The sequence below is a fragment of the Shewanella sp. MF05960 genome (genome assembly GCF_050849305.1).
In the GTDB taxonomy this organism is placed as follows: domain Bacteria; phylum Pseudomonadota; class Gammaproteobacteria; order Enterobacterales; family Shewanellaceae; genus Shewanella.
This window is the reverse complement of record NZ_JBOZPS010000003.1, coordinates 125,446-151,170: the sequence shown is the minus strand read 5'-3', so window position 1 is coordinate 151,170 and position 25,725 is coordinate 125,446. Positions and strand designations below refer to the sequence as shown.

At 42.4% G+C, this 25,725-nt stretch carries 21 protein-coding genes; 9 read left to right on the top strand and 12 right to left on the bottom strand.

What is annotated here, in order from left to right; all coding sequences use genetic code 11:
• Positions 1 to 18: 18 nt before the first annotated feature.
• Complete coding sequence (gene pdsS, locus ACROAE_RS04050) at positions 19 to 2,190, bottom strand: proteobacterial dedicated sortase system histidine kinase (protein WP_432399837.1); 2,172 nt, start codon at positions 2,188 to 2,190, stop codon at positions 19 to 21.
• A gap of 3 nt (positions 2,191 to 2,193) precedes the next feature.
• Positions 2,194 to 2,883 (bottom strand): proteobacterial dedicated sortase system response regulator, encoded by a 690-nt coding sequence (pdsR, locus tag ACROAE_RS04045; protein WP_432399648.1) that lies wholly within the window; start codon positions 2,881 to 2,883, stop codon positions 2,194 to 2,196.
• A 238-nt stretch (positions 2,884 to 3,121) separates the two neighbouring features.
• Between pdsR and pdsO the strand changes: the two genes are divergently transcribed.
• From pdsO to ACROAE_RS04030, 3 genes are all read left to right on the top strand, one after another.
• Positions 3,122 to 3,883: a sortase-associated OmpA-like protein PdsO gene (gene pdsO / locus ACROAE_RS04040; RefSeq protein WP_432399646.1), complete on the top strand. Its 762-nt coding sequence runs from the start codon at positions 3,122 to 3,124 to the stop codon at positions 3,881 to 3,883.
• Positions 3,884 to 3,965: 82 nt separating this feature from the next.
• The gene (locus tag ACROAE_RS04035; protein WP_432399644.1) at positions 3,966 to 6,125 is read left to right on the top strand and encodes a marine proteobacterial sortase target protein; all 2,160 of its coding nucleotides are present in this window, start codon (positions 3,966 to 3,968) and stop codon (positions 6,123 to 6,125) included.
• An 11-nt stretch (positions 6,126 to 6,136) separates the two neighbouring features.
• On the top strand, positions 6,137 to 6,745 hold the full coding sequence (locus tag ACROAE_RS04030) for a class GN sortase (RefSeq protein WP_432399642.1): 609 nt from the start codon (positions 6,137 to 6,139) through the stop codon (positions 6,743 to 6,745).
• Between the two features lie 131 nt (positions 6,746 to 6,876).
• Here ACROAE_RS04030 and ilvN read toward each other — a convergent pair whose 3' ends face one another.
• The 3 genes from ilvN to ACROAE_RS04015 form a co-directional block, all read right to left on the bottom strand.
• Complete coding sequence (gene ilvN, locus ACROAE_RS04025) at positions 6,877 to 7,371, bottom strand: acetolactate synthase small subunit (RefSeq protein ID WP_432399640.1); 495 nt, start codon at positions 7,369 to 7,371, stop codon at positions 6,877 to 6,879.
• Complete coding sequence (locus ACROAE_RS04020) at positions 7,371 to 9,089, bottom strand: acetolactate synthase 3 large subunit (protein ID WP_432399638.1); 1,719 nt, start codon at positions 9,087 to 9,089, stop codon at positions 7,371 to 7,373. Before ACROAE_RS04020 ends, ilvN begins: the two co-directional genes overlap by 1 nt.
• Positions 9,090 to 9,580: 491 nt before the next feature.
• The gene (locus ACROAE_RS04015) at positions 9,581 to 10,756 is read right to left on the bottom strand and encodes a multidrug effflux MFS transporter (protein ID WP_432399836.1); all 1,176 of its coding nucleotides are present in this window, start codon (positions 10,754 to 10,756) and stop codon (positions 9,581 to 9,583) included.
• 404 nt (positions 10,757 to 11,160) lie between these two features.
• On the opposite strand from ACROAE_RS04015, the gene ACROAE_RS04010 reads away from it, so the two are divergent.
• The 3 genes from ACROAE_RS04010 to ACROAE_RS04000 all read left to right on the top strand — a co-directional run bounded on the left by ACROAE_RS04010 (position 11,161) and on the right by ACROAE_RS04000 (position 14,528).
• Complete coding sequence (locus ACROAE_RS04010) at positions 11,161 to 12,909, top strand: SulP family inorganic anion transporter (RefSeq protein ID WP_432399835.1); 1,749 nt, start codon at positions 11,161 to 11,163, stop codon at positions 12,907 to 12,909.
• 204 nt (positions 12,910 to 13,113) lie between these two features.
• Positions 13,114 to 13,737 (top strand): 2OG-Fe(II) oxygenase, encoded by a 624-nt coding sequence (locus ACROAE_RS04005; RefSeq protein WP_432399636.1) that lies wholly within the window; start codon positions 13,114 to 13,116, stop codon positions 13,735 to 13,737.
• A gap of 401 nt (positions 13,738 to 14,138) precedes the next feature.
• Entirely contained in the window at positions 14,139 to 14,528 is a 390-nt protein-coding gene (locus tag ACROAE_RS04000) for a hypothetical protein (RefSeq protein WP_432399834.1), read from the top strand.
• Between the two features lie 95 nt (positions 14,529 to 14,623).
• Here the strand turns inward: ACROAE_RS04000 and ACROAE_RS03995 are convergent, their stop codons facing one another.
• From ACROAE_RS03995 to sbcB, 5 genes are all read right to left on the bottom strand, one after another.
• The gene (locus ACROAE_RS03995) at positions 14,624 to 14,959 is read right to left on the bottom strand and encodes a YdbL family protein (RefSeq protein ID WP_432399635.1); all 336 of its coding nucleotides are present in this window, start codon (positions 14,957 to 14,959) and stop codon (positions 14,624 to 14,626) included.
• 12 nt (positions 14,960 to 14,971) lie between these two features.
• Positions 14,972 to 15,172 (bottom strand): YnbE family lipoprotein, encoded by a 201-nt coding sequence (locus ACROAE_RS03990; protein ID WP_432399634.1) that lies wholly within the window; start codon positions 15,170 to 15,172, stop codon positions 14,972 to 14,974.
• An 88-nt stretch (positions 15,173 to 15,260) separates the two neighbouring features.
• Positions 15,261 to 18,284, bottom strand: a complete 3,024-nt coding sequence (locus ACROAE_RS03985) for a YdbH domain-containing protein (protein WP_432399632.1) — start codon at positions 18,282 to 18,284, stop codon at positions 15,261 to 15,263.
• Positions 18,285 to 18,552: 268 nt separating this feature from the next.
• The gene (gene cdd / locus ACROAE_RS03980) at positions 18,553 to 19,449 is read right to left on the bottom strand and encodes a cytidine deaminase (protein WP_432399631.1); all 897 of its coding nucleotides are present in this window, start codon (positions 19,447 to 19,449) and stop codon (positions 18,553 to 18,555) included.
• A gap of 46 nt (positions 19,450 to 19,495) precedes the next feature.
• Positions 19,496 to 20,911, bottom strand: a complete 1,416-nt coding sequence (gene sbcB, locus ACROAE_RS03975) for an exodeoxyribonuclease I (RefSeq protein ID WP_432399629.1) — start codon at positions 20,909 to 20,911, stop codon at positions 19,496 to 19,498.
• A gap of 172 nt (positions 20,912 to 21,083) precedes the next feature.
• On the opposite strand from sbcB, the gene ACROAE_RS03970 reads away from it, so the two are divergent.
• From ACROAE_RS03970 to ACROAE_RS03960, 3 genes are all read left to right on the top strand, one after another.
• The gene (locus tag ACROAE_RS03970) at positions 21,084 to 21,890 is read left to right on the top strand and encodes a hypothetical protein (protein ID WP_432399628.1); all 807 of its coding nucleotides are present in this window, start codon (positions 21,084 to 21,086) and stop codon (positions 21,888 to 21,890) included.
• Positions 21,891 to 21,913: 23 nt separating this feature from the next.
• Positions 21,914 to 22,747, top strand: coding sequence for a 23S rRNA (guanine(745)-N(1))-methyltransferase (rlmA, locus tag ACROAE_RS03965; RefSeq protein WP_432399627.1), 834 nt, complete (start codon positions 21,914 to 21,916; stop codon positions 22,745 to 22,747).
• 242 nt (positions 22,748 to 22,989) lie between these two features.
• Positions 22,990 to 23,196, top strand: a complete 207-nt coding sequence (locus tag ACROAE_RS03960) for a cold-shock protein (RefSeq protein ID WP_011637160.1) — start codon at positions 22,990 to 22,992, stop codon at positions 23,194 to 23,196.
• A gap of 762 nt (positions 23,197 to 23,958) precedes the next feature.
• On the opposite strand, the gene ACROAE_RS03955 is transcribed toward ACROAE_RS03960, so the two are convergent.
• Together ACROAE_RS03955 and ACROAE_RS03950 are read right to left on the bottom strand one after the other, a co-directional pair.
• Entirely contained in the window at positions 23,959 to 24,858 is a 900-nt protein-coding gene (locus tag ACROAE_RS03955; RefSeq protein WP_432399626.1) for an ABC transporter ATP-binding protein, read from the bottom strand.
• The gene (locus ACROAE_RS03950) at positions 24,855 to 25,688 is read right to left on the bottom strand and encodes an ABC transporter permease (protein ID WP_432399624.1); all 834 of its coding nucleotides are present in this window, start codon (positions 25,686 to 25,688) and stop codon (positions 24,855 to 24,857) included. The genes ACROAE_RS03955 and ACROAE_RS03950 overlap by 4 nt, the downstream gene beginning before the upstream one ends.
• Between the last annotated feature and the right edge of the window lie 37 nt (positions 25,689 to 25,725).

Sequence of the window (25,725 nt, the reverse complement as noted above, 5' to 3'; positions counted from 1 at the left end):
CCAAATGAGCAAGCTTGACTATTTTTCATCACTTAACGGTAAGGTTAAACAGATTTCAACGCCATTAAGGTCATTTTCGCTAATATTAGTGGCTTTAATCGTGCCATGATGAAAATCGCTCACTAACCTCGCAATGTACAAACCCAGACCCAAATGTGGCTTGCCATTCACGCCTTGCGGCCGAATAGACACCATGGATTCAAAAATTTGGCTGTTCATGTCTTTGGGTAACAAGGGTCCGATATTAGTGACTTTTAAGATGGCTTGCTTATGGTATTGCGTCAGGCTAACCGTGATGGCGGTGCCTGTGTCATTGAACTCAATCGCATTATTAATCAGCTTATCCATTAATTGGGCAATGTATTCAGGTACCCCCTGGCATTGCATGGTTTTGTCTTCTATGTGGACCGTAAACAATTGCTCAGGATAAGTGAGTTGATAACCTTGCATGCAGCCACTAATGACTTTTTTAAGCGAGAATCGGCAGCTTTCTGCTTGAGTTAAACTGGCTTCTAATCGGGTGGCTTCACTTAAATTATTTAAGATTAAGTGCAGGCGATTCACCCCTTCCTGGGCGCGATTAACGTACTTTTGCGATTGGTCATCAAGTTGTTGTAAACCTAAATGCTCAAGCGAACTGCGCACCACTGCGACTGGCGTACGCAGCTCGTGCGACAAGCGCGACGACATGTTTTCAAGGTAATGGGTGTATTGACCTAAACGACTGACAATACTCGAAAAGCTACGTGATAAATCGCCAATTTCGTCACGGTTTTTAGAAGCCTCAATTTGCTGGCGTACGCGGCCTTGACTGTCGATTGCCAGTTCAGCTTGGTCGCGCAAACTGCGTATGCGACTCGAAATGCTCGAGGCAAAGATAAACAAGGCCAGCGTACCCATGCTCATAATGGTTAAAATAACGTTGAACAGTTTTTCAAGGGCACGGTTACGCAGGCTGCGAATGCCATGAGTGGTTTCTTCGGCTATCACTACCCCCATCACTTTATCGTCAATCCAAATCGGGCTAGCTGCCGCTAACACTACCGCTTTATTGTCGGGGGTTAAGCGCCAGGTTGAACCTTGTTTACCGCTTAAGGCTTTTTCAATGTGACTGCCCGTAAGCTCGGTTGAGTCTTGCAGTGAGTCGATAAAATCTTGTGGTGGTCGGGTGAGTATTTTGTAGTACAAGGGCAATATATAGTTTTGCTTAATACCTTGCCAAAATGAGCTGGACTGGCTCACGTCTAAATCGTCTGCCCAGGTGTTAGATGAGGTGCGAATGTCGCCCGATTTTGCTAATACGCGGCCATGATTATCGACCACCCAAATACGCGAGCTATTGTGGCTCATGCCTTTAATGATGCTTTCTATTTCAGGCGAGGGCACGAGTACCGTGCCTAAACTGGCGACTGAGTCGGTTGCTGAGGTGCCAATAACATTGACTAACTGACGAGTATTGGCATCGTTCACGTTATGAATAGCAAAGCCGAGTTTACTGCCCACCATGGTGAGGGGTAATCTGAATTCGATGTTATATCCCTGGTCTGTTTGCAACCATTGCCCTTGAATCCGCGACTCTGGCTCTACCGGGGTTGATTGCGTCGGATCGGCGGGCAGTTCAAATGCACTGAGCCAACCGCTTTTGGTATTAGCAATAATGTAGCGTCTAAATTGGCCGTCTGGTGATTGCGTGGCCATCACTAAATGATCGTTTCTGTCGACCCGTAAACTTTTACGGCTACGAAACACCACTTCAGGGTCTCTAACCTGGAAAAAGCCATACAAATAACCGCCGTATTTCCCCACCATGTGGGTAAAGCTGATATTGATAGGTTCGGCTTCATTACGCTGATAGATCAGGTGGTTATCGGCGTAATTTAATGTGCGATGTTGGTATAAGTCCCAGTCGCTTAATTTACCGTCTAGCTGAATGGGGCCGGCAATGGGATAGGCATATAAGTCGCGGCCTTTTTCAACCTGATTTAAAAAGCTGGCCTGGTTGTCAAACAGTTTAGGGCGCTCGTGTAATGCGGTTGCGAGTGCTTGTGTTGTGCCTTCAAGGGTTTTTTCCTGACCATGACGTAGGTATTTTTCCATCTCCCATACGTACTCGTACCCAAGCCAGGGGAGGCAGAGTAAAAAGAGTGACAAGATAACGACTTTGGCTCGTAGCCCTAGAGGTAAGTACATCAATTAAATATTGTCCCAGCGATAACCCATGCCGTAAACCGTGTCGATACAATCAAATTCAGTGTCGATAGCGATAAACTTTTTACGGATACGTTTTACGTGTGAGGTAATTGTACTGTCGTCGACATAAATCTTGGCTTCTTGCATTAAGTCTTGGCGGCTACGCACATGCCCCGGGTGTTTGGCCATAGCATGTACCATCCAAAACTCGGTAACGGTAAGTTCAATGGGTTGGGTTTTCCAGTACACCTGAATGCGGTTGCCATCAATGGTTAAATGGCCTCGCTCGAGTAAGTTGTCTTCTATTGGGCTTGAGCCAATCAGCTCAGAACGGCGAAACAGCGCGGCTATTCGGGCGAGTAAATGTGGAAAGCTGACATCTTTAGTTAAGTAATCATCGGCGCCTAAACGCAAGCCGCAAACGGTGTCAAAATCACTGTCTCGCGCGGTTAAAAAAATAATCGGCAAACTGCTCGACATGGCTCGCAGTGCCTGGCACAGAGTAAAACCACCATCTATTTCATGTTCAAGACCAATATCAATAATGGCTAAATCGGGCAGGCGCGCATTAAACGCCAGCATCGCAGATGGACGATTGGCATAAGCTTGGACGCTGTAACCTTGTTGTTGCAGCACATCTTTGTAATTTTCGCGGATAGCCGCTTCATCTTCAACAATGGCAATTCGTTTCATGGCGTGACTTCAATCAATAGGGACATAAATAGATATAGTGCTGACTATACAGGATTTTATTAACCAAAAAAGCCGCTAATGCCAATTGCCATATTGTTGCCACATTTGATCGCCACATTGCCACTTTTGCTCCCCAATAAAGCCATTTATATATTGTTTAATAACGGCATAAAGTTATGAGGTTGCACGTTAACTCAATGACTTTCACTTTACACATCATTGCTAAAAGGGACTCATTATGAAAAAGCAACTTATCGCCGCCACTATTATCAGCGCACTTTTATTACCTCACACTTCATGGGCTGTTGTGGCTGAGCCTCAAGAAGAGCGCGAGCACACAGAAGAATTAGTCGGGTTAAGCTCAGGCATATTATTAGGTGCGGTCATCGCGGGCCCTGTTGGCGCAATCATTGGAGCGTTCACTGGCACCATGATTGGTAAAACGGTGGGTGATGAAGCAGAGATTGCCGATAAAAAACAACAACTGGTAAAACAAGAACATGAATTGGTTGAAACACAGCAGCAACTTATTGCAATGGATTTGCAGCAGCAAGAGTTAGTGCAAGTGTCTGAAAAGTATTATCAGTTACAAACGAACCTCGCAGAGCTCAATGCCAATCAACAACAAACGCTTAATGAATTGACCATCGGCATGAATGTGCAATTTAAAACGGGTTCGAGCCAAATAGAGCCTTTGTTTAAACAGCAGTTAGATAATGTGGCTTATATGATGACCTTATCACCTGAGCTGACCATTGATTTAACCGGCTATGCTGACCGCCGAGGCGCAGACCAATATAACCAGGCGTTGTCTGAGCAACGTTTAGCAGAAGTGACCCAATACTTAGTCGTGCAGGGTATCGACAGCCAACGTCTACAAGGCAGAGCTTATGGTGCAACGTCACCATTACATACTGAGCAAAACCACGAAAATGACTTTTTCGATCGCAGAGTCACCCTGACGTTAATGTCTCCAGGTGCCGAGCTAGCCGCAAACTAATCGATTGTTATTCATTTTATTTTAATACCGACTCTGTTACGCCAATGCTTAGAGAGCATGCGTAATAGAGCAAGGAGCTGCTATGTGCTGGTTATCTCGTATGTCGTGTTTATCGAACCCATTGGGTTATCAAAAGTGGTTTATTAGTGTGTTGTTGGTTATTTTTACTGCCACAGTGCAAGCCTCACCGTCAGGTGCAACCGATGAGGATATTACTCAAGGTACCTTGGTTTATTTTGCTAAAGATAAAGTGATACAAGCTTTGGCGATGGACACGCAAGTGAGTATGGATGTGTCTGGTTTACTGAATCGCGTGACGGTTAAGCAAGTATTTATTAACGATTCAGACCAATGGCTTAATGGCCGATATGTGTTCCCATTACCTGAAAATGCTGCCGTAGATAGCATGCAACTGCGTATTGGCGATAAAATCATAGCGGGGCAAGTTCAACCAAAAAAACAAGCGATAAAAACCTTTGAAACGGCCAAAAAACAAGGCAAACAAGCGAGTTTATTGCAACAACAGCGCCGCAATATTTTCACCTCAGAAGTGGCAAACTTAGGCCCGCACGATCAATTAGTGGTGGAGCTCAGTTACCAACAAACATTGGACTTTAACGACGGCCTGTTTAGTTTGCGCTTTCCAATGGCCATTACGCCACGTTATCACCCAGACAATACCAGCAACAAAGACAAACAGGCATTAGCGATAGCCTATATTGACCCAACCGTGTTGCCAAATACGGTCGCTGAAACCAGCAACACCCAGGGCATTAATGTCAATATGCAAATTACCATTGATGCAGGTTTTACGCTAAATACTATTAACAGTCTGTATCACCCTATTAAGCAAAGTGTGAGTGGCCAACGTTATACGGTGAGTTTTGAAGGTAAGCAAATTGCCGATCGTGATTTTGTGTTGCAGTGGCAAGCTGATGTTGGCGGGCTACCGCAAGCGGCAACCTTTTATCAAACCGGTAAAACACATAGCGCAGCGGTTAATCCAGACGACAATATAACCACCACCGCGGGTGATCAAAGCGTGTATTCATTAGTGATGTTAATGCCGCCAAGCGTTGAAGTGAGCGAGCAACATTTAATCGGCCGCGAATTGATTTTAGTGATTGATACATCGGGGTCTATGTCTGGCCAATCCATTGTTCAAGCCAAACAAGCGCTGCAATTTGCGATTGCTGGGCTGCGCGATATCGATACCTTTAATATTATCGAGTTTAATCAAGACATCAGTTTATTGTCCCCAGTGCCATTAACGGCCAATAGCCATAATTTGGGCTTGGCAAATCGTTTTATCTCGACGCTCGAGGCCGATGGTGGCACAGAAATGGCGCCAGCTATCCAAGCTGCATTAGTCGACACTTTGCAAACCGAATCGGTTAATGCGCGCGGCGAATCTTTATTGCGCCAAGTGATATTTATGACCGACGGTGCGGTCAGTAATGAGCAGCAGTTGTATCAATTAATTAGCGATCAACTGGGTGACAGTCGCTTTTTTACCGTTGGCATCGGTTCGGCGCCCAATTCAGACTTTATGCGCCGAGCAGCCAGCATGGGCCGAGGCACCTTTACCTACATTGGTAAAGAAACCGAAGTGAAACAAAAAATTGAGCAACTACTGACTAAAATCGAACAACCGGTTTTAACCAATATTGGTTTGTATTACCTCGACGGTAGCGTACCGGATTACTGGCCATCGACCATTAGCGATTTATATCAAAACGAGCCGTTGTGGGTCAGTATTAAATCACCAAGCCAGTTACTGCAGCCGATTATTGTATCGGGCAATATTAATGGTCAATACTGGCAGCAACAACTTGATTTTACTGATAATAAACCAGCAAGAGGTATAGATCTTTTATGGGCGAATGCACAAATTACCGCATTGGAGTTACATAAAAATGCCGCCAGCGGCCCACGAGTGAATAAGCAAGTCGAAGCCTTAGGCATGCAATACCATTTAGTGACCAGCCAAACCAGCTTAGTTGCCGTCGATGTGACCCCCGTAAACCCAATGAGTGACACGACTATTAATGCCAATGTGCAATCGCATTTGCCTCACGGGTTACAAGTGGGTAATCAGGCACAAATTTTACCGCAAACCTCGACATCGAGCCGCTTATGGTTATTGATTGGATTTAGCTTATTGGGCTTAGGTATCTTGCACTTTTTGTGGCTTAGACAGCGCTTACCTGGCCAGGTATTGGTAATAGAAGCCAATGTTTAAGGAGATAAATAATGAAGCCATCTCTGCACGCCAAAACACATTTTTGGGTTATGGCGCTGATAATACTAGTGGGCCTTGGGCTCATTGTTCAAGGAGGATATATGCAAGCTAAAGCCCATTTTGCCCAGTTTTTAATTGAGCGCGCATTTGAACAAACGCTGGTGGATAATCAGCCCCATAAGCCATGGTCATGGGCCGACACGCACCCAGTCGCCAAAATGCGCTTACTGCAACACAATGCACAAGGAGTGCAACCACTTGGCCAGGATTTATATGTGCTTGCTGGGGCTTCAGGCCGAAACCTCGCCTTTGGGCCAAGCTTGATGTTGGCCGGAGCTGGTGTTGGCGAGCAGGGCAATATGATTATTGCCGGACACCGCGACAGCCATTTTATGCGCTTACAATATGTTAATGTCGGTGACATGATTGAGCTTTACAGCGCAACAGGGCAATTACTGGTGTACCAAATTACCGCCACGCAAGTGGTACATGAAACCGCAACGGAAGTACTGGAGCAAACAGAAAGCAGCAAGCTAACCTTAATCACCTGTTATCCATTTGATCAGTTGGCAGGCAATGCTGAATATCGCTATATCGTTGAAGCTACGCCATTGGTGTAGTTCATAATATTGAAGGGATATCGGCCGAAAAGTCTTAGTTTAGGCCGTTTAATATGTACTTATTGCCGTGTTAACAAAAACCGCCATAAAGGCGGTTTTTTATCATTTAAAATGTATCGGCACTAATTAAGTTAAGCCCGCATGCACTTTTCGCCGCGTGCTAAGCCGACAACACCAGAGCGCGATATTTCAATCACTTTTGTAGTGTCACCTAAAGCGTGTATAAACGCATCGATTTTGTCGCTGGTTCCCACCATTTGTATGGTGTACAAGTTGGGCGTGACATCGACAATTTGACCCCGGAAAATATCCGCAGTACGTTTTACTTCTTCGCGTTGCTCACCCTGTGCTTTCACTTTGACTAATGCAATTTCACGCTCAATGTGCGCCGCTTCGGTGATGTTAGCCACTTTTAGAATATCGATAAGCTTATGCAATTGCTTTTCAATTTGTTCTAACACGGTTTCATCGGCAATCACGGTAATATTGAGGCGTGATAGCGTTGTGTCTTCCGTTGGCGCTACGGTTAAGCTTTCGATGTTATAACCGCGCTGAGAAAAAAGCCCTACAACGCGTGACAATGCGCCTGGTTGGTTTTCAAGTAATACAGAAATAATACGACGCATTAGCTTTTCTCCGTTTTGCTTAACCACATTTCGTTCATCGCGCCGCCGCGGATGAGCATAGGGTAAACGTGTTCAGTTTCGTCTACGCTAATATCGACAAACACTAACTTGTCTTTCATTGCTAAGGCTTCAGCTAGTTTTGATTCAAGCTCATCAGGGTGATTGATGTTCATGCCGACATGGCCATACGCTTCAGCAATTTTGGCAAAGTTAGGCACAGAGTCCATATAGGATTGTGAATGACGACCTGAGTAAATCATGTCTTGCCATTGCTTAACCATGCCTAGGAAACGGTTGTTTAAGTTAATGATTTTAACTGGAGTATCATATTGCAATGCAGTTGATAGCTCTTGAATGTTCATCTGGATCGAACCGTCACCGGTGACGCACACTACGGTTTCATCAGGAAATGCCATCTTAACGCCCATAGCCGCAGGTAAACCAAAGCCCATGGTGCCTAAACCGCCTGAGTTAATCCAACGACGTGGCTTATCAAATGGGTAATATAAGGCGGCAAACATTTGGTGTTGACCGACATCGGATGCAACATAGGCATCACCATTGGTTAATTTATAGAGTGTTTCAATCACTTGTTGCGGTTTAATGCGGTCACTTGTGCGGTCAAACTCTAAGCTTTTACGTGAGCGCCAAATGTCAATTTCGCGCCACCATATGGCAAGTGCATCAGCATCGTTGGTTTCACTCGATTCATCTAACAGCTCTAGCATACTGTCTAGGATATTATCAGCTGAGCCCACAATCGGAATATCAACGCGTACCGTTTTAGAGATTGAAGAGGGATCTATATCGATGTGTAAAATAGTGGCATTTGGACAGTATTTATCAACATTGTTGGTGGTTCTGTCGTCAAAACGGACACCAATACCAAAAATTAAATCGGTGTTATGCATCGCCATGTTGGCTTCATAAAGCCCGTGCATACCAAGCATGCCTAAACTTTGCTTATGAGTACCAGGGAATGCACCTAAGCCCATTAAGGTACTGATGACAGGAATGTTCAAGCGCTCTGCTAGTTTAAGTATTTGTGCATCACAACCCGATATCACCGCGCCGCCGCCCACATATAACACAGGTTTTTTAGCGGCTAATAAGGCTTGTAATCCTCGGCGGATTTGGCCTTTATGGCCTGTCGTTGTCGGGTTATAAGAGCGCATTTTAACGCTGTCTGGATAAATGTAATCGTGAAGTATATCTGGGCTTAAACAGTCTTTAGGGATATCGATAACAACCGGGCCTGGGCGGCCTGTCGATGCAATGAAAAAAGCTTTTTTGACAATTTCAGGAATATCTTTGGCATCTTTGACTAAAAAACTGTGTTTAACAACAGGGCGTGAAATACCAATCATGTCGCATTCTTGGAATGCATCATTACCAATAAGGTTACTCGGTACCTGGCCTGATAACACAACCAGTGGGATAGAATCCATGTAAGCGGTGGCAATGCCAGTAATGGCGTTAGTTGCGCCTGGGCCAGAGGTGACAAGTACGACCCCGACTTTACCTGTAGCACGAGCGTAACCGTCAGCCATGTGCACAGCCGCTTGCTCATGACGCACAAGAATGTGTTCCATGCCGGGAATTTTATGAAGAGAATCATAAATGTCTAAAACTGAACCACCGGGATAACCGAAGATGTGGCTTACGCCTTCATCGATTAGAGAGCGCACGATCATACTCGCGCCAGAAAGCTTTTCCATGAAATGAGTCCTTTTTAAGTTACCGTATGGTAAACAGTATCTTGTTATACAACGACGGTAATCGCTTTAAAAATAAGTTTGAACGGTAATTCAAACTCGACGATTGAATTTAACAGTAGCTAAACTCAATGACTTGTTCATTCAGCAACCCAGATGAGTCACTGACATCCATCTTATGTAAATTAAAATTTACTGCAAGCTCTTTGGTTAAATATTTTTCAAGGTTGAAATCATTTCATGTTTATGATTTTTTACTGGCGGTTTTGATGGTTGGTTTTGATGGTTGGTTTTGATGGTTGGTTTTGATGGTTGGTTTTGATGGTTGGTTTTGATGGTTGGTTTTGATGGTTGGTTTTGTGGGCTTATTTTCTTATTTGCTTTTGATGCGTTGATACTACCACCTTATAGAAACAATGATGGCCATCGATGTGATGGCCAAAATGTTAGGATTTACAGTATTCGTCTTCGTGACTTTATATTAAAGCCGAATATTAGACAGAGGTTTGTATACGGCTTTTAGGTAAACGAGATTGTAAAAATTGGCATACACCCACAAGCAAAATGGCACAAAGCATGAGTGCAGAGAAGGGCACAGCACTGCCATCGTAAAAATAGGCCAGTAAAGGCCCTGCGGTTGCACCAAATCCAAAACGCAGAGTACCAATGACAGCAGTCGCTGTACCGGTTTCTTGTTTGAATTTTAATAATACAATGGCATCAGCATTCACCGACATCACCCCAAGTGAGCCCATTAAGGGGATGAGCATCAACACTGTAAAGTGGTAGCTTAAATCCAGCAGATTAACCATCAATAAACCGCAAGCGGCAATCACGCCAAAAAATGTCGAGACGTGCAACATGCGTTTTGAGCCATAGCGACTGACAATTCTTGAGTTAACAATGTTTGCCAGCATCAGAGCGCCAACGTTAGTGCTGAATAGGATCGCAAAGAGTGATTTATCTAAATTGAAGACTTCCATATAGATAAACGGGGATGCGGTTAAATAGCAAAAAAAGGCAAATGACGTTAATACGCCACTGGTAATATTGAGCTTGACGCCATCCCTTGCAAATACGGTGTAATAGGCCCGAAGAAAAGATTTTTGACTGCGACTATCAGCATCTTTATCACTGGGCATTTTTAATTTAAACAGCACCAGTGCTAACAAGGTGATGGCATAACAACTTTGACTTAAAAAGATTAAATGCCAGTCGCCTAGCTCCATAATGAGACTGCCTAGCGTTGGAGCAAGTAAAGGGGCCAACATCATAATTAAACTGACATAAGACATGCCTTTAGCCGTATTGTCGCCGTACACTTCTTTTATATAGCCTGGCACTACGACCGTAGCTGCAGCACCAATAAATGCCTGGGCAAATCGTAGAATTAAAAATTGTTCAATACTGGTACTTAAGGCAATGAGTAAACTAATAACCGTAAATCCGGATAAACCAAAAATCACTAATGGTCGGCGGCCGATTTTATCGGCTAATGGACCAAAAGTGAGCATGCCTAAGGCATAACCTGCTAAATAAATACTTAAAGACTGTTGCACCATGGTAATACTGGTGTCAAAGCCCAGTGCCAACACCGACATTGCCGGTAAATACATGTCGATTGCTAAAGGGGTAATCGCCACAATAGCAGCCAACATAGGGATCAGCATAGCCAGATTAGGAATGCCTGCGGTGATGGGAGATGACGTTGATTTTATTGGCAATACCACAAAAACCTCGAAAACAGAAAACGAAAAATATGAACAGTGCGCAAAGAGGTAACAGTTTAGCATGTAACTAGGGCGGGAGAGCCGTCATATTTGTAAGCGAATTTGGCATAGTCTACTCTACGAGGGCTCACCTTTTAGTGCTAGATTTGCCTGATTATGCGCAACTTTTTTTGCACATGAGGTGCTAAGGTTTTGCGTAGGGCATTATCAATTTATCTGGGTTAACAAAAATTTACCTGTTTAGCGCGATTGAATGTGTCGTAATTATTTTGAAATAAATCTATGATAACAATCAAAGTCAATGTGGTGGGGTCGTTGTGTTTCTGAGTCGATTGTATGCGTTTATGCCTGGTTTAGAGACCTTTTCTCGTTATGAGAAAAGCTGGCTCAAAGACGATGTTACCGCCGCGTTATCTGTTGCTGCTGTGGCATTACCCGTGGCTATCGCTTATGCCCAATTAACTGGGGTTAATGCTGCCGTTGGGCTGTATTCTTGCGTATTACCGATGCTAGTTTACGCCTTGTTTGGTACATCAAGACAACTTATTGTTGGCCCTGATGCCGCCACCTGTGCGGTGATTGCCGCGGTGGTTACTCCCCTTGCTGCGGGCGACAGTTTAATGCATTGGCAACTTGTAATGACCATGACGGTGATGACCGGTTTTTGGTGTTTAATTGCCAGTCGGTTTAAGTTAGGCGTCTTGGCCGATTTTTTATCAAAACCGATTTTAATGGGCCTGCTTAACGGGGTCGCGATTACCATTATTGTTGGCCAGTTCTCGAAAATATTTGGCTTTACCTTCGATGAAAAATACCTGTTAGAACGTTTAGGCGGGGCACCAAGCTACTTGTCACAAACTCATGTGCCTACATTGTTAATGGCAGTATTAACTGTGATTGTTTACTTTGTGATGAAACGGATTAAACCCACTTGGCCAGCGTCCATGTTTGCTATTGCCGTTGGTGCGTTGTTGGTGTGGGGCTTTAAGCTTACCCAATACGATATCGCGGTCATTGGCTCTGTGACGGGTGGTTTACCGTCATTTCAAACCCCTGCATTTAATATTGGTATCGCGCGTGAACTGGTGATGCCAGCGCTTAACTTAGCGATGGTCAGCTTTGTTAGCATGATGCTTACGGCTCGAAGTTTTGCCGCTAAAAACGGTTACGACATTGATGCAGACAAAGAATTTAAAGCCTTAGGTTTAGCCAATATTGCATCGGCGTTATCCCAAGGTTTTGCTGTCAGTGGTGCAGATTCTCGCACTGCCGTAAATGATGCTAATGGCGGTAAAACCCAACTTGTGTCGATTATTGCCGCGGTATTAATTGCGATAGTGGCGATATTTCTAACCGCACCACTTGAATACATCCCCAGTGCTGCACTAGGTGTGGTATTGGTCATAGCATCCATACACCTAATCGATTTTAAAGCGATTTGGGTGTTACGTTTGCGCGACCGTCAAGCATTTTACCTCGCGCTGACAACCTTATTTGCGGTGTTATTTATTGGTGTTATCCCAGGTATCACGCTTGCAGTATTACTGGGTTTATTTCAATTTTTACGCACCGTGATGCGCCCAACAGATCAAGTGTTAGGCCTTGATGCAAAAGGGATTATTCGCAGTATTGACGGCAGTGATAAAGCGGCTGCGGTACCCGGTGTGTTTATTTATCGGTTTAACTCGCCTTTGACCTATTTTAATTCAACTTACTTTAAACGCAGGTTACTTGAGCGTTTTGCTCGTCAGAATCAACTCGAACCTGTTGATTGTGTGATTATTGATGCAGTGCCGTGCTTTACACATTTAGATTTGAGTGTGATGGCCATGTTGACAGACATTGAGGCATTATTGCGTAAACGCGGCGTAAGCTTGGTGTTAGCGGGCAGAAAACGGCAGTTAATCAGTTGGTTTGAACAAACTGACATGGTGTCAGGTGACGACGGTATCACAATACGCTCAGATTTATATTTGGCATTAAGGCTACATCAAAGCCATTTGGCTGCCACCGTAGAACCCACAACGAGTGAAGACAATGCAGCAGAAAATACAGCAGACAATCAGTCGGTTTTACTTCACAGTCAAATTTAATTGGATCTGAATTAAGCCATTGATTTTTATGTGTTTTAATATGTGTTGTCTAGGGCGGTTTTATTCTATAGAATCGCCCTAAATAATTGAGGTATGGCAATCATACCTTTTAATGACGCCCCCTCGAAAATCAGACTCTTAACTTCCTTTCTGAGTCCTTAAGTAAAGTAAAAAGCGTAGTCTTTCTGTTTGGATGTGGCATGTATGGTTTCGCAAGTAAGTGAAGCAATGCTGGATGTGATCGCAGATGCGTTAGTCGATAAAGGATACATTCTTTTATCTGACATCATTCCTGATTATGTAAGCTTAGCCTTGCTTGAAAAAATGCAAGCTGAGCAAGATATTAATTTTAAAGACGCGGCAATTGGTCGAGGTATTGAACAACAAATCAATACCGAAATTCGCTCGGATAAAATTAGTTGGTTAGACAATCAAGATCATACCGATCGCGAATACTTGTCGATTATGGATCAACTAAAAGAGGGCTTAAATCGACGCTTATTTATGGGGCTGTTCGATTTTGAAAGCCATTATGCCGTTTACGAGCCTGGTGCATTTTATAAAAAACATGTTGATGCATTGCACGGTAGCCAAAATCGAATTTTGTCGACGGTATTTTTCTTGAATCCAGAATGGCAAGAAAGCGACGGTGGTGAGTTGGTGATTTACGATGAGCTTGACCAACAACTCGATGTGGTGAATCCACAAATTGGTACGCTAGTGCTGTTTTTGAGTGAGCGATTTCCTCACGAAGTGCGCCCAACGTTTAAAACGCGTAAGAGTATTGCCGGTTGGTTTAGGGTCAGTAACGCTAATCACGGCTTTTAATCGTTAATGGGGTTATGATTAAGACACAGATAATGATGTAGATAACAATTATCTGTGTTTTATAACACGCTATTTTTATTGATATTAATCTGCTATTTTTTGTAAACCGCCATCGTTGCCATGTTCTCTTACAATAAATCAACTGCGTGCTTGCAGTGATGCTTTTCAATTTAGTCACTATTGATATACGATAATGTGATATATATCGTATTCACCATCTGCTTATGTTGTGGTAATTCAAATTTTATTAATCGCAGCAAAAACTCTCACGACGTTGACTGTATATATGTTGAACGCGTAAGTAGTCATTGTTTTAGATGATGATTTAGGTCTTGGCGAGCGAGACGATAAAATAACACACTATTTTATATAAGGAAGACAATAGAATGTTCAAACCAGCTATGTGGATTTTGGCTTCATCATTTGTGTGCTTCAGCACGGTTTCGTTTGCAGAAGATGCTGCCGAAAAAGCTTTTACTAATGAATTAATTGAATGTACTGCGTATTACCAAATTAGCTCTGAAGCTATTGCTGCAATGAATGCACCACAAATGAAAGCGGTAGGCGAACGTCTAAAGACCTCTGCAAGTGATGCGCAAACGCTTGCCAGTAAATATCGCGGGGCAGAGCAAGTTGAAAAAGATGTGGCTGCAGCTAAACAAGCCCAAGTGAAAAAGCTCGCTGGCTCAAACAACCTTGGCGGTTTAATGGCTCAGTATAAAGACGCTTGCAAGACATTAGTTGATGATCCACAAAAACGTTTAGATTACTGGACAATGGCAACAATGTAATACGGCAACCATGTAATACTGGTATTGCCTGAAAGTATCGATGGTGCCATCCATCAATAGAATACGCCGCGAGTGGATATGTCGTTAATTAAGCATTACTTAGTTAGCCATTTTCCTTGTGGCGTTTGTATTATATGGCCGGGTTCAGCTGCTTGTATGGCTTTTTGTGCAGCAAGCTTAGCAACCGTATCCAGTTTTATGTGGTTACGCTCTGCAATCACCAGGTAATACTTCTTACGTTTATCGTTTACTGCGAACACCAATGTTTGCGTTTCTTGGCTATCCACCACCACGCCTAAATAGCCATTGGTTTGCTCTCCTACCCAGCCCGATACTTTGGCTTGTTGCAAGGTCACTGCAGCCAACACACTTGAACACCATAACAGGCTGGCGGCACACAATAGTGTCACGATCGCTAATGAAGGTTTCATTGTGTTCTCCGCCTAAAATAACTCATCATTTTCAATCAAAGTGTCTAACTCTTTATCGACTTTGATCCTAATCTCATGTTCGATTTTGACATTAAGATTAATCACAATCGGTTTATCGGGTGGCTCTATTTTCACCGTGGGTGTGCAACCTGAGAGCCACAATGAGCCGAGCAGGGTACTGATACTAACAATGTATATCGACGAGTATTTCACCTGTATTTCCTTTTAATGCGACTTGACGGATGTTATTCAACTTGTGTTACTGAGCTTATGTTATTGAGTGTATGCTATTGAACGTTTACTACTGAACCTTGGTTTCAATTTTGTTTTGCAATTGGTTGCCTATTTGAGTGCTTTTGTATAACTGAATAAGGTTTTCCTGGTGGTCGTAGTTAAGATGAACAGGGCGCTCAATGTCGCGACTTTTTCCTTTAACCCCCACATGAATAAAGGCATCACCGTTTGGGTTCATATCAAAAGTACTCGATAACTCAGTGTAGTTAAGATGCTCCAGTGCGGTAAACACTAATTCCAAATAAGGCTGAGATAGGGCCAGTTGATCCATTGCTGGATTTCCTGCCACTTCAATTAATCCACCGGGCTTACGAGCCGCGAGTTTCCCGCCCGCAATCGTCACTTTACCATCGACAAGTTCGGCAGGGAGTACGCCATCAAATAGACCGCTGGCTTTTACACCGACTTGAGGTTGTTCTTCTAAAAACTTGGCTAAACTTAACCCTTGTAATAAAAGGTAGCCATGGGATTTATCATGCAACTTAAGCACAAACTCTGGCAGTAAAAAGCGTCCGTCGAGCATGTCGCCACTGGCTGTTAAACTGACGTTGGTTTCACTGAGTCCAGTGATTTGTTGTAGCCAATTGTCGGGCACTTTATTGCCGTCTTTGGTTAATTCAATATTGGCATTGATGTTGAGATTAGTCATTAATAAACCGACATTGGCTTTTTGTAAGCTAATGGCTGTTTGAGGGCACACTAATTGACTTTGGGCAAAATGTTGCTCTGCCAGCGGTGTGTTGGGTTTATCGTGCTGCTGTTGCCAGTTAAATTGGCACTGTGCAAACACATCGCCACCAATAAATGACCTGTCAGCTAAGCGGCCAGACAACGATGAAAGTTGTTGCTGAATTTTCATTTCAAATTGACTGCTGTTATTGAGTTCGCTCAGCGCAAAACCGGCGACTAAGCGGCTGTGACCTTGAAGGTTGAAGTTGTCGGGTAATGGCTGCACTTTTTTAAGAATGTGAAGCGCCTTCTCAATGTCGGTGTCAAATGTCCATTGGCCTGCCAGTGAAAGAGGGCTTTTGGCATCGGCAAACTTTAATAAATGGTAACTGCTTAATGCTAGGGTATCTAATTGCCATTGCTCACTGCCCACCAATAAGCCTTTTGACAAATTAAGTTGTTGCTGCAAATTAACACTGTTAAGTGCAAGCAAGGGTTGGCGACGACTTTTGCCAACCTGTTTAACGGCATCAAGTTGCTTAATGCTCCATACAATCTGGTTTGTTGTTGGGGTTTGTAACCAACGGGCGATGGCTTGTTCGATAGTTTCATTGTCATTTAGGCTAAATAACACATCTTGTTGAACGTCAATGCTCGCAAGATTGGCGCTGGCATTAGTGGTGATTGTTTTAATGTTTTTTTGGCTGATGATTTGCTGGCCGACAAATTGTTTTGCGGTAACGATAAACGGAGCCAATTTAATATCGAGGTTGTGACTTTTTTTAATGGTCGAGGTCTGGGCTAAATTAAGTGTTAACGAGGCAAGTTGCGCAGCGGTATTTTTTTGAATTTTATGGATGGTTTTATCACCATCTTTCTGGGTAAAGTACAGTTTATTAAACGCGACAGTGGAACTTGGGAACAGGGCGATATTAACATCATTTTCTTGCACATTGTTTATCGTACCTTTCAATATGACTGATGCTTTCTCAACGCTAAGCTGTTCAACATCAATGTTTGCTAATAATTTTTTGAGGTCAATAGGTTGAGGATTATCTGTTGTTTGTGGTGAGGCTAACTGAATATCCCAATCAAAATCACTGCGCCATTGTTGTTGGCTATTTACCTTGATGTGGCTTAATGACAGTTGTGTTTTTAAGCGCAAGCCATTAAGACTTAAGGTTAAGTTTGGTATGGCCACTTGTGTTACTGCGGTGTCTTGCTGAAGAGGCATGAACACCTCAACGGGCTCGGTCATATTAACCGCAAGGTAAGGTTGCTCTGATAAGGGGAGAAGTTGCTGAATGGTATGATTGAGGTGTTGTTTGCTATCAGGATTAACAATCAGTAAGTCGATTAACTGGTTGATGTCTGTCTCACTCGGATTCAGTTGATAATTGAAAGGCGCAATAGCGAGTTTGAGCGCTAACGTTTCAAGTGGTTTTTGCTCGTCAGTCATAGCCTTGAACGGATCGTTAACAGAATATTGACCTATGTCGAGGGTAAAGTTTATCGGTTGTTTTGGCGTAAAAAAGACACTTGGCCAACGCGATGAATGTAATGATAAATCGCGTATGGATTGCTGACTCTTAAGCTCGCCATTAATTAAGTTAAGTTGGGTGTGAGTGGTCCATTGCCCTTGAACCGATAATTGCTGCTCAGTGATAGGGTTGAGTATATGTGTCAGTTGTTTGTGTAAGCCGCTTAATAGGTTATTGCTGTTTGGATTAGCCTTAAATTGTTTATCATGCAACAAGTCTAAATATTTCTTTAATAACTCAAGCCCTTGATAACTTGCACCTAAGTCAACCAAGGTGTCAAATTCCCAAGCTCGTTTGCTAAGTGTTGCATCAACACTGAATAGCGGAAACTCATCAAAACGCCACACGGTATTGAGTTTCCCTGTTTTTGACAGGGTTAGATTATCCATGGTTAAGCTGTGTTGGTTGGCTTGTGCGGCCTCTAACACGGGGAGTCTTATGGTGATATTACCTAAATTAATGGTTGGGAGTTTCGCGAGATTTAATTGTAAGGTGGCGGGTGAGTCTTCGGTTTGCTTTGATTGCCTAATAAAAAAACTTTCACCTAAGTCGACATACACGCTTTGTGTTTCAATACTGACAATATCGTCGGCATTGAATTGCTGATTTTTAAGCATTTGAATACTGTCACGCAGTTCGAGATTAAATTCTTGTACCGCGATATGGCTGTCTTCAATTTTGAGGATAAGTCTTGGAATATAAATATGATTCAACGAGACGTATTCAGCATCAAAATTCAGGACTTCAATGTGATTGTCTGCTAGTAAACTATTGAGTAGTTTTACGGTCAGTGGCTTTGCATGTTCGATAATGGCCCACACTAAACCTACTGTGCATAGCAGTATAAAAACTAAAATCCTTTTTAGGGTAAATATGCGCAATAGTAACTCACTCGTTGCTTCTGTTATTGCTGTGCTATAGCGTTATTACGGCTCAATAATGCAGTTAAATCAATTTTGATTTGACTTAAGATTAGCATGTTAACAGGTTGATTGAATTACCCTATAAAAGATAATTAATCCCTTTAACGTGCCAATATGCCAATAAAAAAGGCGCTCTTAAGCGCCTAATGGGTAAATTTTGCAGTGGTTAAGTTGGCGTAGGTTCAACAACAATGTGTTCTAACTCAATGGCTGCAATCGCGTGTAATGCATCCATTGTCGCGCCCACTAAGCTAATTTTCCCCTCAGATGACTCAACCAATACAGCACGTTTAATTTCACTGTATTGACGGTTGTGTCTAATCAAGTTCGATAACGCCATTTGCATCGGTTGCATTGATGGGTTAAATGCTGCGTTTTCGGCATAACGGCCACAGAATGTCGCTCCGTCCATGGTTTCAAGCACTACTGCGGCATTACTGTCAGTGTAAGGCGCATAGCTCAGGCCTGCTTGATCTACCGCTTCAATGATCATTGGGTCGTCAGAATTTAGGCTAAATTCTTTTTCACGTTTGCACAATAATGGCAAGGTGACATCGAGGTCGGCAGGACTGAAGCCATACGGTAAGTAATGAGATAAGGCTTTAGTTTCTTGCTGTGGCAGATGGATCTTGATATTACTGCCGTTGAACAATTCATTCATAAATTGACGACAGTGGCCACACGGACTGTAATTAACAATAATATCTACAATTTCTATTTCGCCGCTTAACCATGCATGACTAATGGCGCTTTGCTCTGCATGTACACTGTGAAACAGCGCTTCACCGGGTAGTTCAAGGTTGCCACCCATGTATAGGTCGCCACTGGCACCTTTAGCAATAGCACCAACATAAAATTCACTGATAGGTGGGTTAGCCAAAGCGGCTGCAATAGGTAATAAATCCATTAACACTTGTTCTTCTGGCTTACCGCTGGCTTTAACTAACATGGCAAATTGGTTGGCATCGATGTGGCCACAAAATTGCTCATGCAGTAATGGTGCAAGCGCGGTCGCTAATGGTTTGTCTAACTGAGTAATGCTGTCTAAAAATCGATTTTGCATTCCCTTAATCCTTAAATGAAATAAATCGGGTAAAAGTGATAATTCACTATAATGACTGTAAGTATTGATATAGGGCTTTAAGTAACTTTTGTTTGTGTTCATTCTCGCTGGTTTCTTCGACCAAGTTTTCGAGATTAATCACATAATCGGCATCTGAGAGTCGTTGTTGGCAAAAATCGCGCCATCGACGAGTTTCATTATCAGACAATGTTTCTGGGTAGTTACGGGCCCGGAAACGAAATAACATTTCATTGATGCGCGGATCATCAAATTGTAACTCTAAAGCCGCTAGGTTCCGCGGTTCAGTATGACAAATAATTTCCATTTTGGTTTTATCAGCATGACTGAAAAAACCGCCGCTATATAGCATTAAGTCAGGATCGGTAATGGGCTTGCGATCTGACTCTAATTCAAATACTTGGTTAATCTTTTCTCGTATTTCTGGATGATTTTTTAAGCGTTTATATTGTTCACGCGCAAAGTCTTTATCAAACTGTAATTTTGCAGTCACCTCGTCGTCAAGTAATTTTGGCGATCCAATGAAAGGACATTTGTTGAGGTGGATTTGTTTTATGGGTATCGCCAGCTCAGTTTCTGCTAATTCATGACGTGGGGTGTACATTCTGTCGCTGATTTCTTGAGCGGATAACTCGATCAATGGTGAAATATCCATGGCCAAATTAATGCAAATGACGGCGTTTTTATTGGTTGGGTGATAAGCCACAGGTGCGATTAAGGTTGTGCAGCCATTTAACGCACTGATTTTAGAGCTAACATGCACCAAAGGTTGCATTTTTAATACGTCAATATGGTCAGCAACGGCTTGCTTACGGCGCAAATTAAAATAGTATTCATACAATTTAGGCTGTTGCTGTTTAATGAGTTTGGCCATTGCAATGGTTGCGTAAACATCTGACATCGCATCATGTGCTTTTTCATGGCTTAAGCCGTTTGCTTGAGTTAATAACTCTAATTTAAAGCTTGGCGAGCCATCTTCTTTCATCGGCCAGTTAATGCCTTGCGGACGAAAAGCATAGCAAGCTCGGACTAAATCGATAATATCCCAACGCGAATTGCCGTTTTGCCACTCACGCCCGTATGGATCAATAAAGTTGCGATAAAAACCATAGCGGCTAACTTCATCGTCAAAACGTAACGAGTTGTAACCCACAACACAGGTATTAGGTTGGCTAAATAAGCTGTTGATACGGCGCATAAACTCAGCTTCTGGTATGCCTTTCATGTTCGCCAGTTGTGGGGTAATACCGGTAATAAGAATGGCTTCGGGGGCCGGTAAATAATCGGGTGATTGTTTACAATAAAAGCTTTCTGGCTCACCAATAATATTTAAGTCGAGATCCGTTCTAATTCCTGCAAATTGCGACGGGCGATCTTTGGCCGGGTTTGCACCAAAGGTTTCATAATCGTGCCAGAATAGGGTGGGTTGAATTGCATTTGCCATAATAAAATTAAGATCCTTTTCGCGATTACTGGCATATTAACATTGATGAGCCTTAAATTGATAATAGCGTGAATTTTGCAAATTTTTTACCATGTTCTCAATAGGTTTGCTAGTTTCAATTTAATAAGTAAGATAAATTATACAAGTCGTATCGATTTTAAAAGGATATTGAATGCATCAACATATTTTTACTCAACCCATTGTCAGTGAAATTAAACAGCCCACGTTGTTGACGCTTCGCTTGTTAGAGTCGGTGAGTGATTTGTTGGTACTATCGTCGATGACAAATCCTATCGTTGAATTTGTGGTCAGCCAAGTCAACGCAACGCAAGCAACGTTAATTGTGCGTCATCAACCTTTTATTGAACTGATTTATCATGATACACAGCAAGTTGCTGACAAATATGATCAAGTACGATCGATTGGGCAAGGTACTCGTTTATACCCAACGATGGGGATAGCCCCCAGAGTGTGTATTGACCAACTCAGAAAAGGTATTACCGTTGATATTCAAGCAGATGAACATGTCTATTTTAGTTTAGAAACCCTTGCTCGCTTTGAATTAATCTCCCTTGAGCAAGATTTACGGATTTTAAGTGAACCTCATGCGTTAGTGATGGCCAAAGCGATTTTAGGGCGTAAATTTGATTACGATGAACCGTCTTCAATGCTGGCGGTACATATCAGTGAGCTTGAACAAGTCAGACGCGATTTACGAGAATACCTTAAAGGTGAGTCGGGTAAAATTCATCCAGGTGTGTCAACTGAGCTGTTAAAGCTTGATCATTTATTGCAAAATAAACACCAGTGGTTGCTCAGAACGTACCATCAATCTCTAGAGCGGCCTAACCTAGGGCGTTCGTCGAATGAGCAACTGTGTAATATTGAACAATTACAGCGAAAGTTAGACTGCTTTGAGCTGTTAGCCCCTAAAGACGTGTCAGATATGGTCAATAAACTGTCTGACGACGAAATGTAATTTTTACCATTCAGAGCCTACTCATGCCGTATATTTGTCCTATTTGTTCTGCGCCGTTAATCCTAGGCGATAAAAGTTGGGCATGTTCCCAGCGTCATCAATTTGATTGCGCTAAAGAAGGTTATGTAAATTTATTGCCAGTGCAAAAGAAAAAAACCAAAGATCCTGGTGATAACAAAGAAATGATGATCGCTAGACGAGAGTTTCTTGATAAAGGCTTTTATCAGCCGTTGAGCGATAAAGTGAATCAATTAGCTGCTCAATATCATCCCAATGCTGAAACGCTGCTCGATATAGGGTGTGGCGAAGGGTATTACAGCCATCGCTTATTTGCAGCCATGCAACAAGCATCTATAAATCATTGTAAGCTTTATGGCCTCGATATCTCTAAATCGGCGATTCGTTCTGCGGCAAAGCGGTATTCGGATTTACATTTTTGTGTGGCCAGCGTGTTTGAAATGCCATTTGCTGATGACAGCGTTGATCTGGCTATACGCATTTATGCCCCGTCTAAAGTCGAGGAGTTACAAAGAGTGATGAAACCTGGCAGTACATTAATTACTGTCTCGCCAGGGCCGATGCATCATTTTGCGTTGAAACAAAAGATATACAGCCAACCAAGATTGCATCCACAAGAATCGTTGTTGCTCGAAGGGTTTAATTATCTGTCGCACGAATCACTGACTTACTCGCTAGCGCTAACACAAGTGGATGATATTCAACACTTCCTCAATATGACACCGTACGCATGGAAGTTAAGTGATATGCAAAAACGACAAATAATAGAGCAAGGGCTCGAATGTGAGATAGATTTTAAAATCGAAATTCATCAACGCGAACAATCGACTGTTGATTAAATCAGACAAATAACTAATTGATGCTCAAAGATAAACCGATTTGTTTACTCATTAAATATATTTAGCCTGGCGCTTGATCTTTGTTGACTTATTCTGAAAATGGTTTATAGTTTACTCAGCTTGAAGGTTGGGCTTATATTTAACAATACGATCAGATTCGTCCTGTAAACATAAGTAATACCGGCATTTTCCAGCTTTACCGCCGTTAAGGCTTTATTTTATATATTTACAGGATTTATATCATGTCTCAAGTTACTGGTGTTGTTAAGTGGTTCAACTCTGACAAAGGTTTCGGATTTATTGAGCAAGAGTCTGGTCCAGACGTATTCGTTCACTTCCGTGCTATCAACTCAGACGGTTTCAAAACTCTTGACGAAGGTCAGAAAGTATCTTTCACTGTGACCCAAGGTCAGAAAGGTCCTCAAGCTGAGAACGTTTCAATCGTTTAATCTTTTGGCTTCGGCTAAAAATTAAATAAATAAAGCTGTAGCATTTATGCTGCAGTTTTTTTTTGCTTTTTTATTCATGATTGTTAGATTATTAAAGTAATCTTTTTACCCTATATCGCTTATCGTCCATTTCATTGCTTATCGTACATTTCACCATATATCGTTCATTTCATCTCTCATCGTCCATTCCATCACTCATTATTTTGAAGTACGCATATCAGGTGGTGTTAAAAAAGCGTTTAATACCTTTAAGCATATTTTGGGCTGTACCTCTGTATTGAAAGCAACTCACAAATGAATCGTAATTAGATAACTCATAGGCTTGTTCGAGTCCTCAAGCATGCTGAAAACTCGATTTATTTAGACTGAACATGCTTGAGTATCGATAGTGAATGGGTATTAAATAACTTGAGAACTTGAGAGTAAATGCCTTTTAAACAGCTCTTTGCCCTGCTTATTGCGTTGAATCAACTTACAATAGGTTGGTTATTGACGCGACAATTGGCCTTATTGGCATCATAAATGATAAAATTACAAGTGAGGTTAATTAAGATGCTGATTTTAAATAGTATAAGTTCATTTCTTATAACTCATTCAGGTTAAATAGTATGAGGTTACGTATGCGCGTGACTCAATTCTGATAAAAAATAGGCAGTTAATAGGATTGATAGGGAGTAGGGGTCTTCGTTTTAACTCAATATTGTAGATAAAAAGGCCCGTTTTACCGGGCCTGTGATTAGCATATTGATAAGCAGCAATGGCTTAAGAAAACAGCGTTTCTTCTAATGTTCTGCCTTTGAGTATGGCTTTGTATTGCCATTGCTTCTGGGCGAATAAATTCAATAATTGCAGTTCAAGTTCAAAGTTGCTTTGTTTTTGATATTCAATAACATACTGCTCATCACCGCTACGTTTGACTTCAATGACATTGATTAAACTGAGTAACTGTTGATGCAGACTGTCCATATCGCAAGTTTGCATGGTGAGCGTAATAAAGTCAGTTGCCTGACTGGCTTTAATTGAAACCGATTGTTGTAATTGGCCTTTTTCAAGGTAGACAACATGGTCGCAAAGTTTTTCAAGCTCATCAAGGTTATGAGAACTGATGATAAATGTTGTTTCACCGGCTAAGTTTTTAACGATTTGGCGGATCTTTTTAGCATTTGCAGGATCCAGTCCTGCAGTCGGTTCGTCAAGTAACACTATTTCAGGCGCGCCGATAAGTGCTTGCGCAATTGACACGCGTTTACTCATACCGTGGCTCAAACTTTTTGGTTTCGCCTGTGCAGAGTCGCTAAGTTCAACCAGTTCCAATACTCGTATGACTTCTTGCTTGGCATCTGTTTTGTTAAAGCCTTGCAATTGAGCAAAAAATTGCAATTGTGAAGCGATCGTAAAGTTAGGATCCAATGCCGCATCTTGCGGTAGAGCGGATAACACACCTTGTAATGCTTTGCTGCCGGGGGCATGTCCAAGAATGCGAATGCTGCCATGAGTCGGTTGAATGTAACCGCATAACAAGCTAAATAATGTGGTTTTTCCCGCACCATTTGGCCCGACTAATGCTATTGGCGCCCCCGGTTGAAGGATTAAGCTCACATTGTCGAGTGCTAATTTATTCGGGTATTGCTTTGATAAGTTATCACATTGAATAAGGATCATAGGGCACTCCGTTTCATGAATACATTGCCCAATCCTAAAATGACTACGGTTTGCACTAGTGGGATCGGGGCAAATGCCAATGAGCCTAACCCCTGAGTGTTAATCATACTGGAGATCTGCGAGCCAGGTAATATCATGCTTAAACCATTCAATTGTGGAAACTGAAAATTAATAATCGCAATGATGATGGACACTATTGCCCATAATATCACCGCAAATATACTGGCTTGCCTTGCCGAGTTTGCCTGTAGAGATAACACCGCCATTGCTGCGGTATAAGGAAGTAACACAATAACTAGGTTTATCATCACTAATAAGCTGGTAGTTAATGAGGGCAGTAACAAACTGACATCACGGCTAATCACCATCACAATAGTGGCTAATAGCGTTAATATAATGAGTGCGAATTGAATGAGCATTTGCCCGATAAAACGCCCGAAAAACAAACTGCTACGGCTCACTCTTAAGGTTAAAAACCGTAAGCTGCCACGTTGTTTGTCAGAGCTAAATTGGTCTGCAGAAATAAAAATACTGAACATAGGGAATAAATACAGTGCCGCAAGCCAAAATACGGCTAACTCAGGGACAGGCCATTCAAATAAGTGTTGCAAACTACCGGGGCCAAATAATGCTTCCGTGAACTCTTTGAAATTGGGTTGCATAATAAATTCAGATGCACTTTTTATGGGGTAAAGTAATAAAATTGCCCAAATGAGCATAAATGCAATTAAAGCGACCATACCGCTTTTATTAGTAAAGCGTTTGGTGAGTTCATATTTAGCTAATAACCAAATGTGAGATATCCCCGATGGGGGAGTCGTAACGGGCATAAACGTTTCCTTGCTTAAGCGGTGTTTTCGTGTAAAA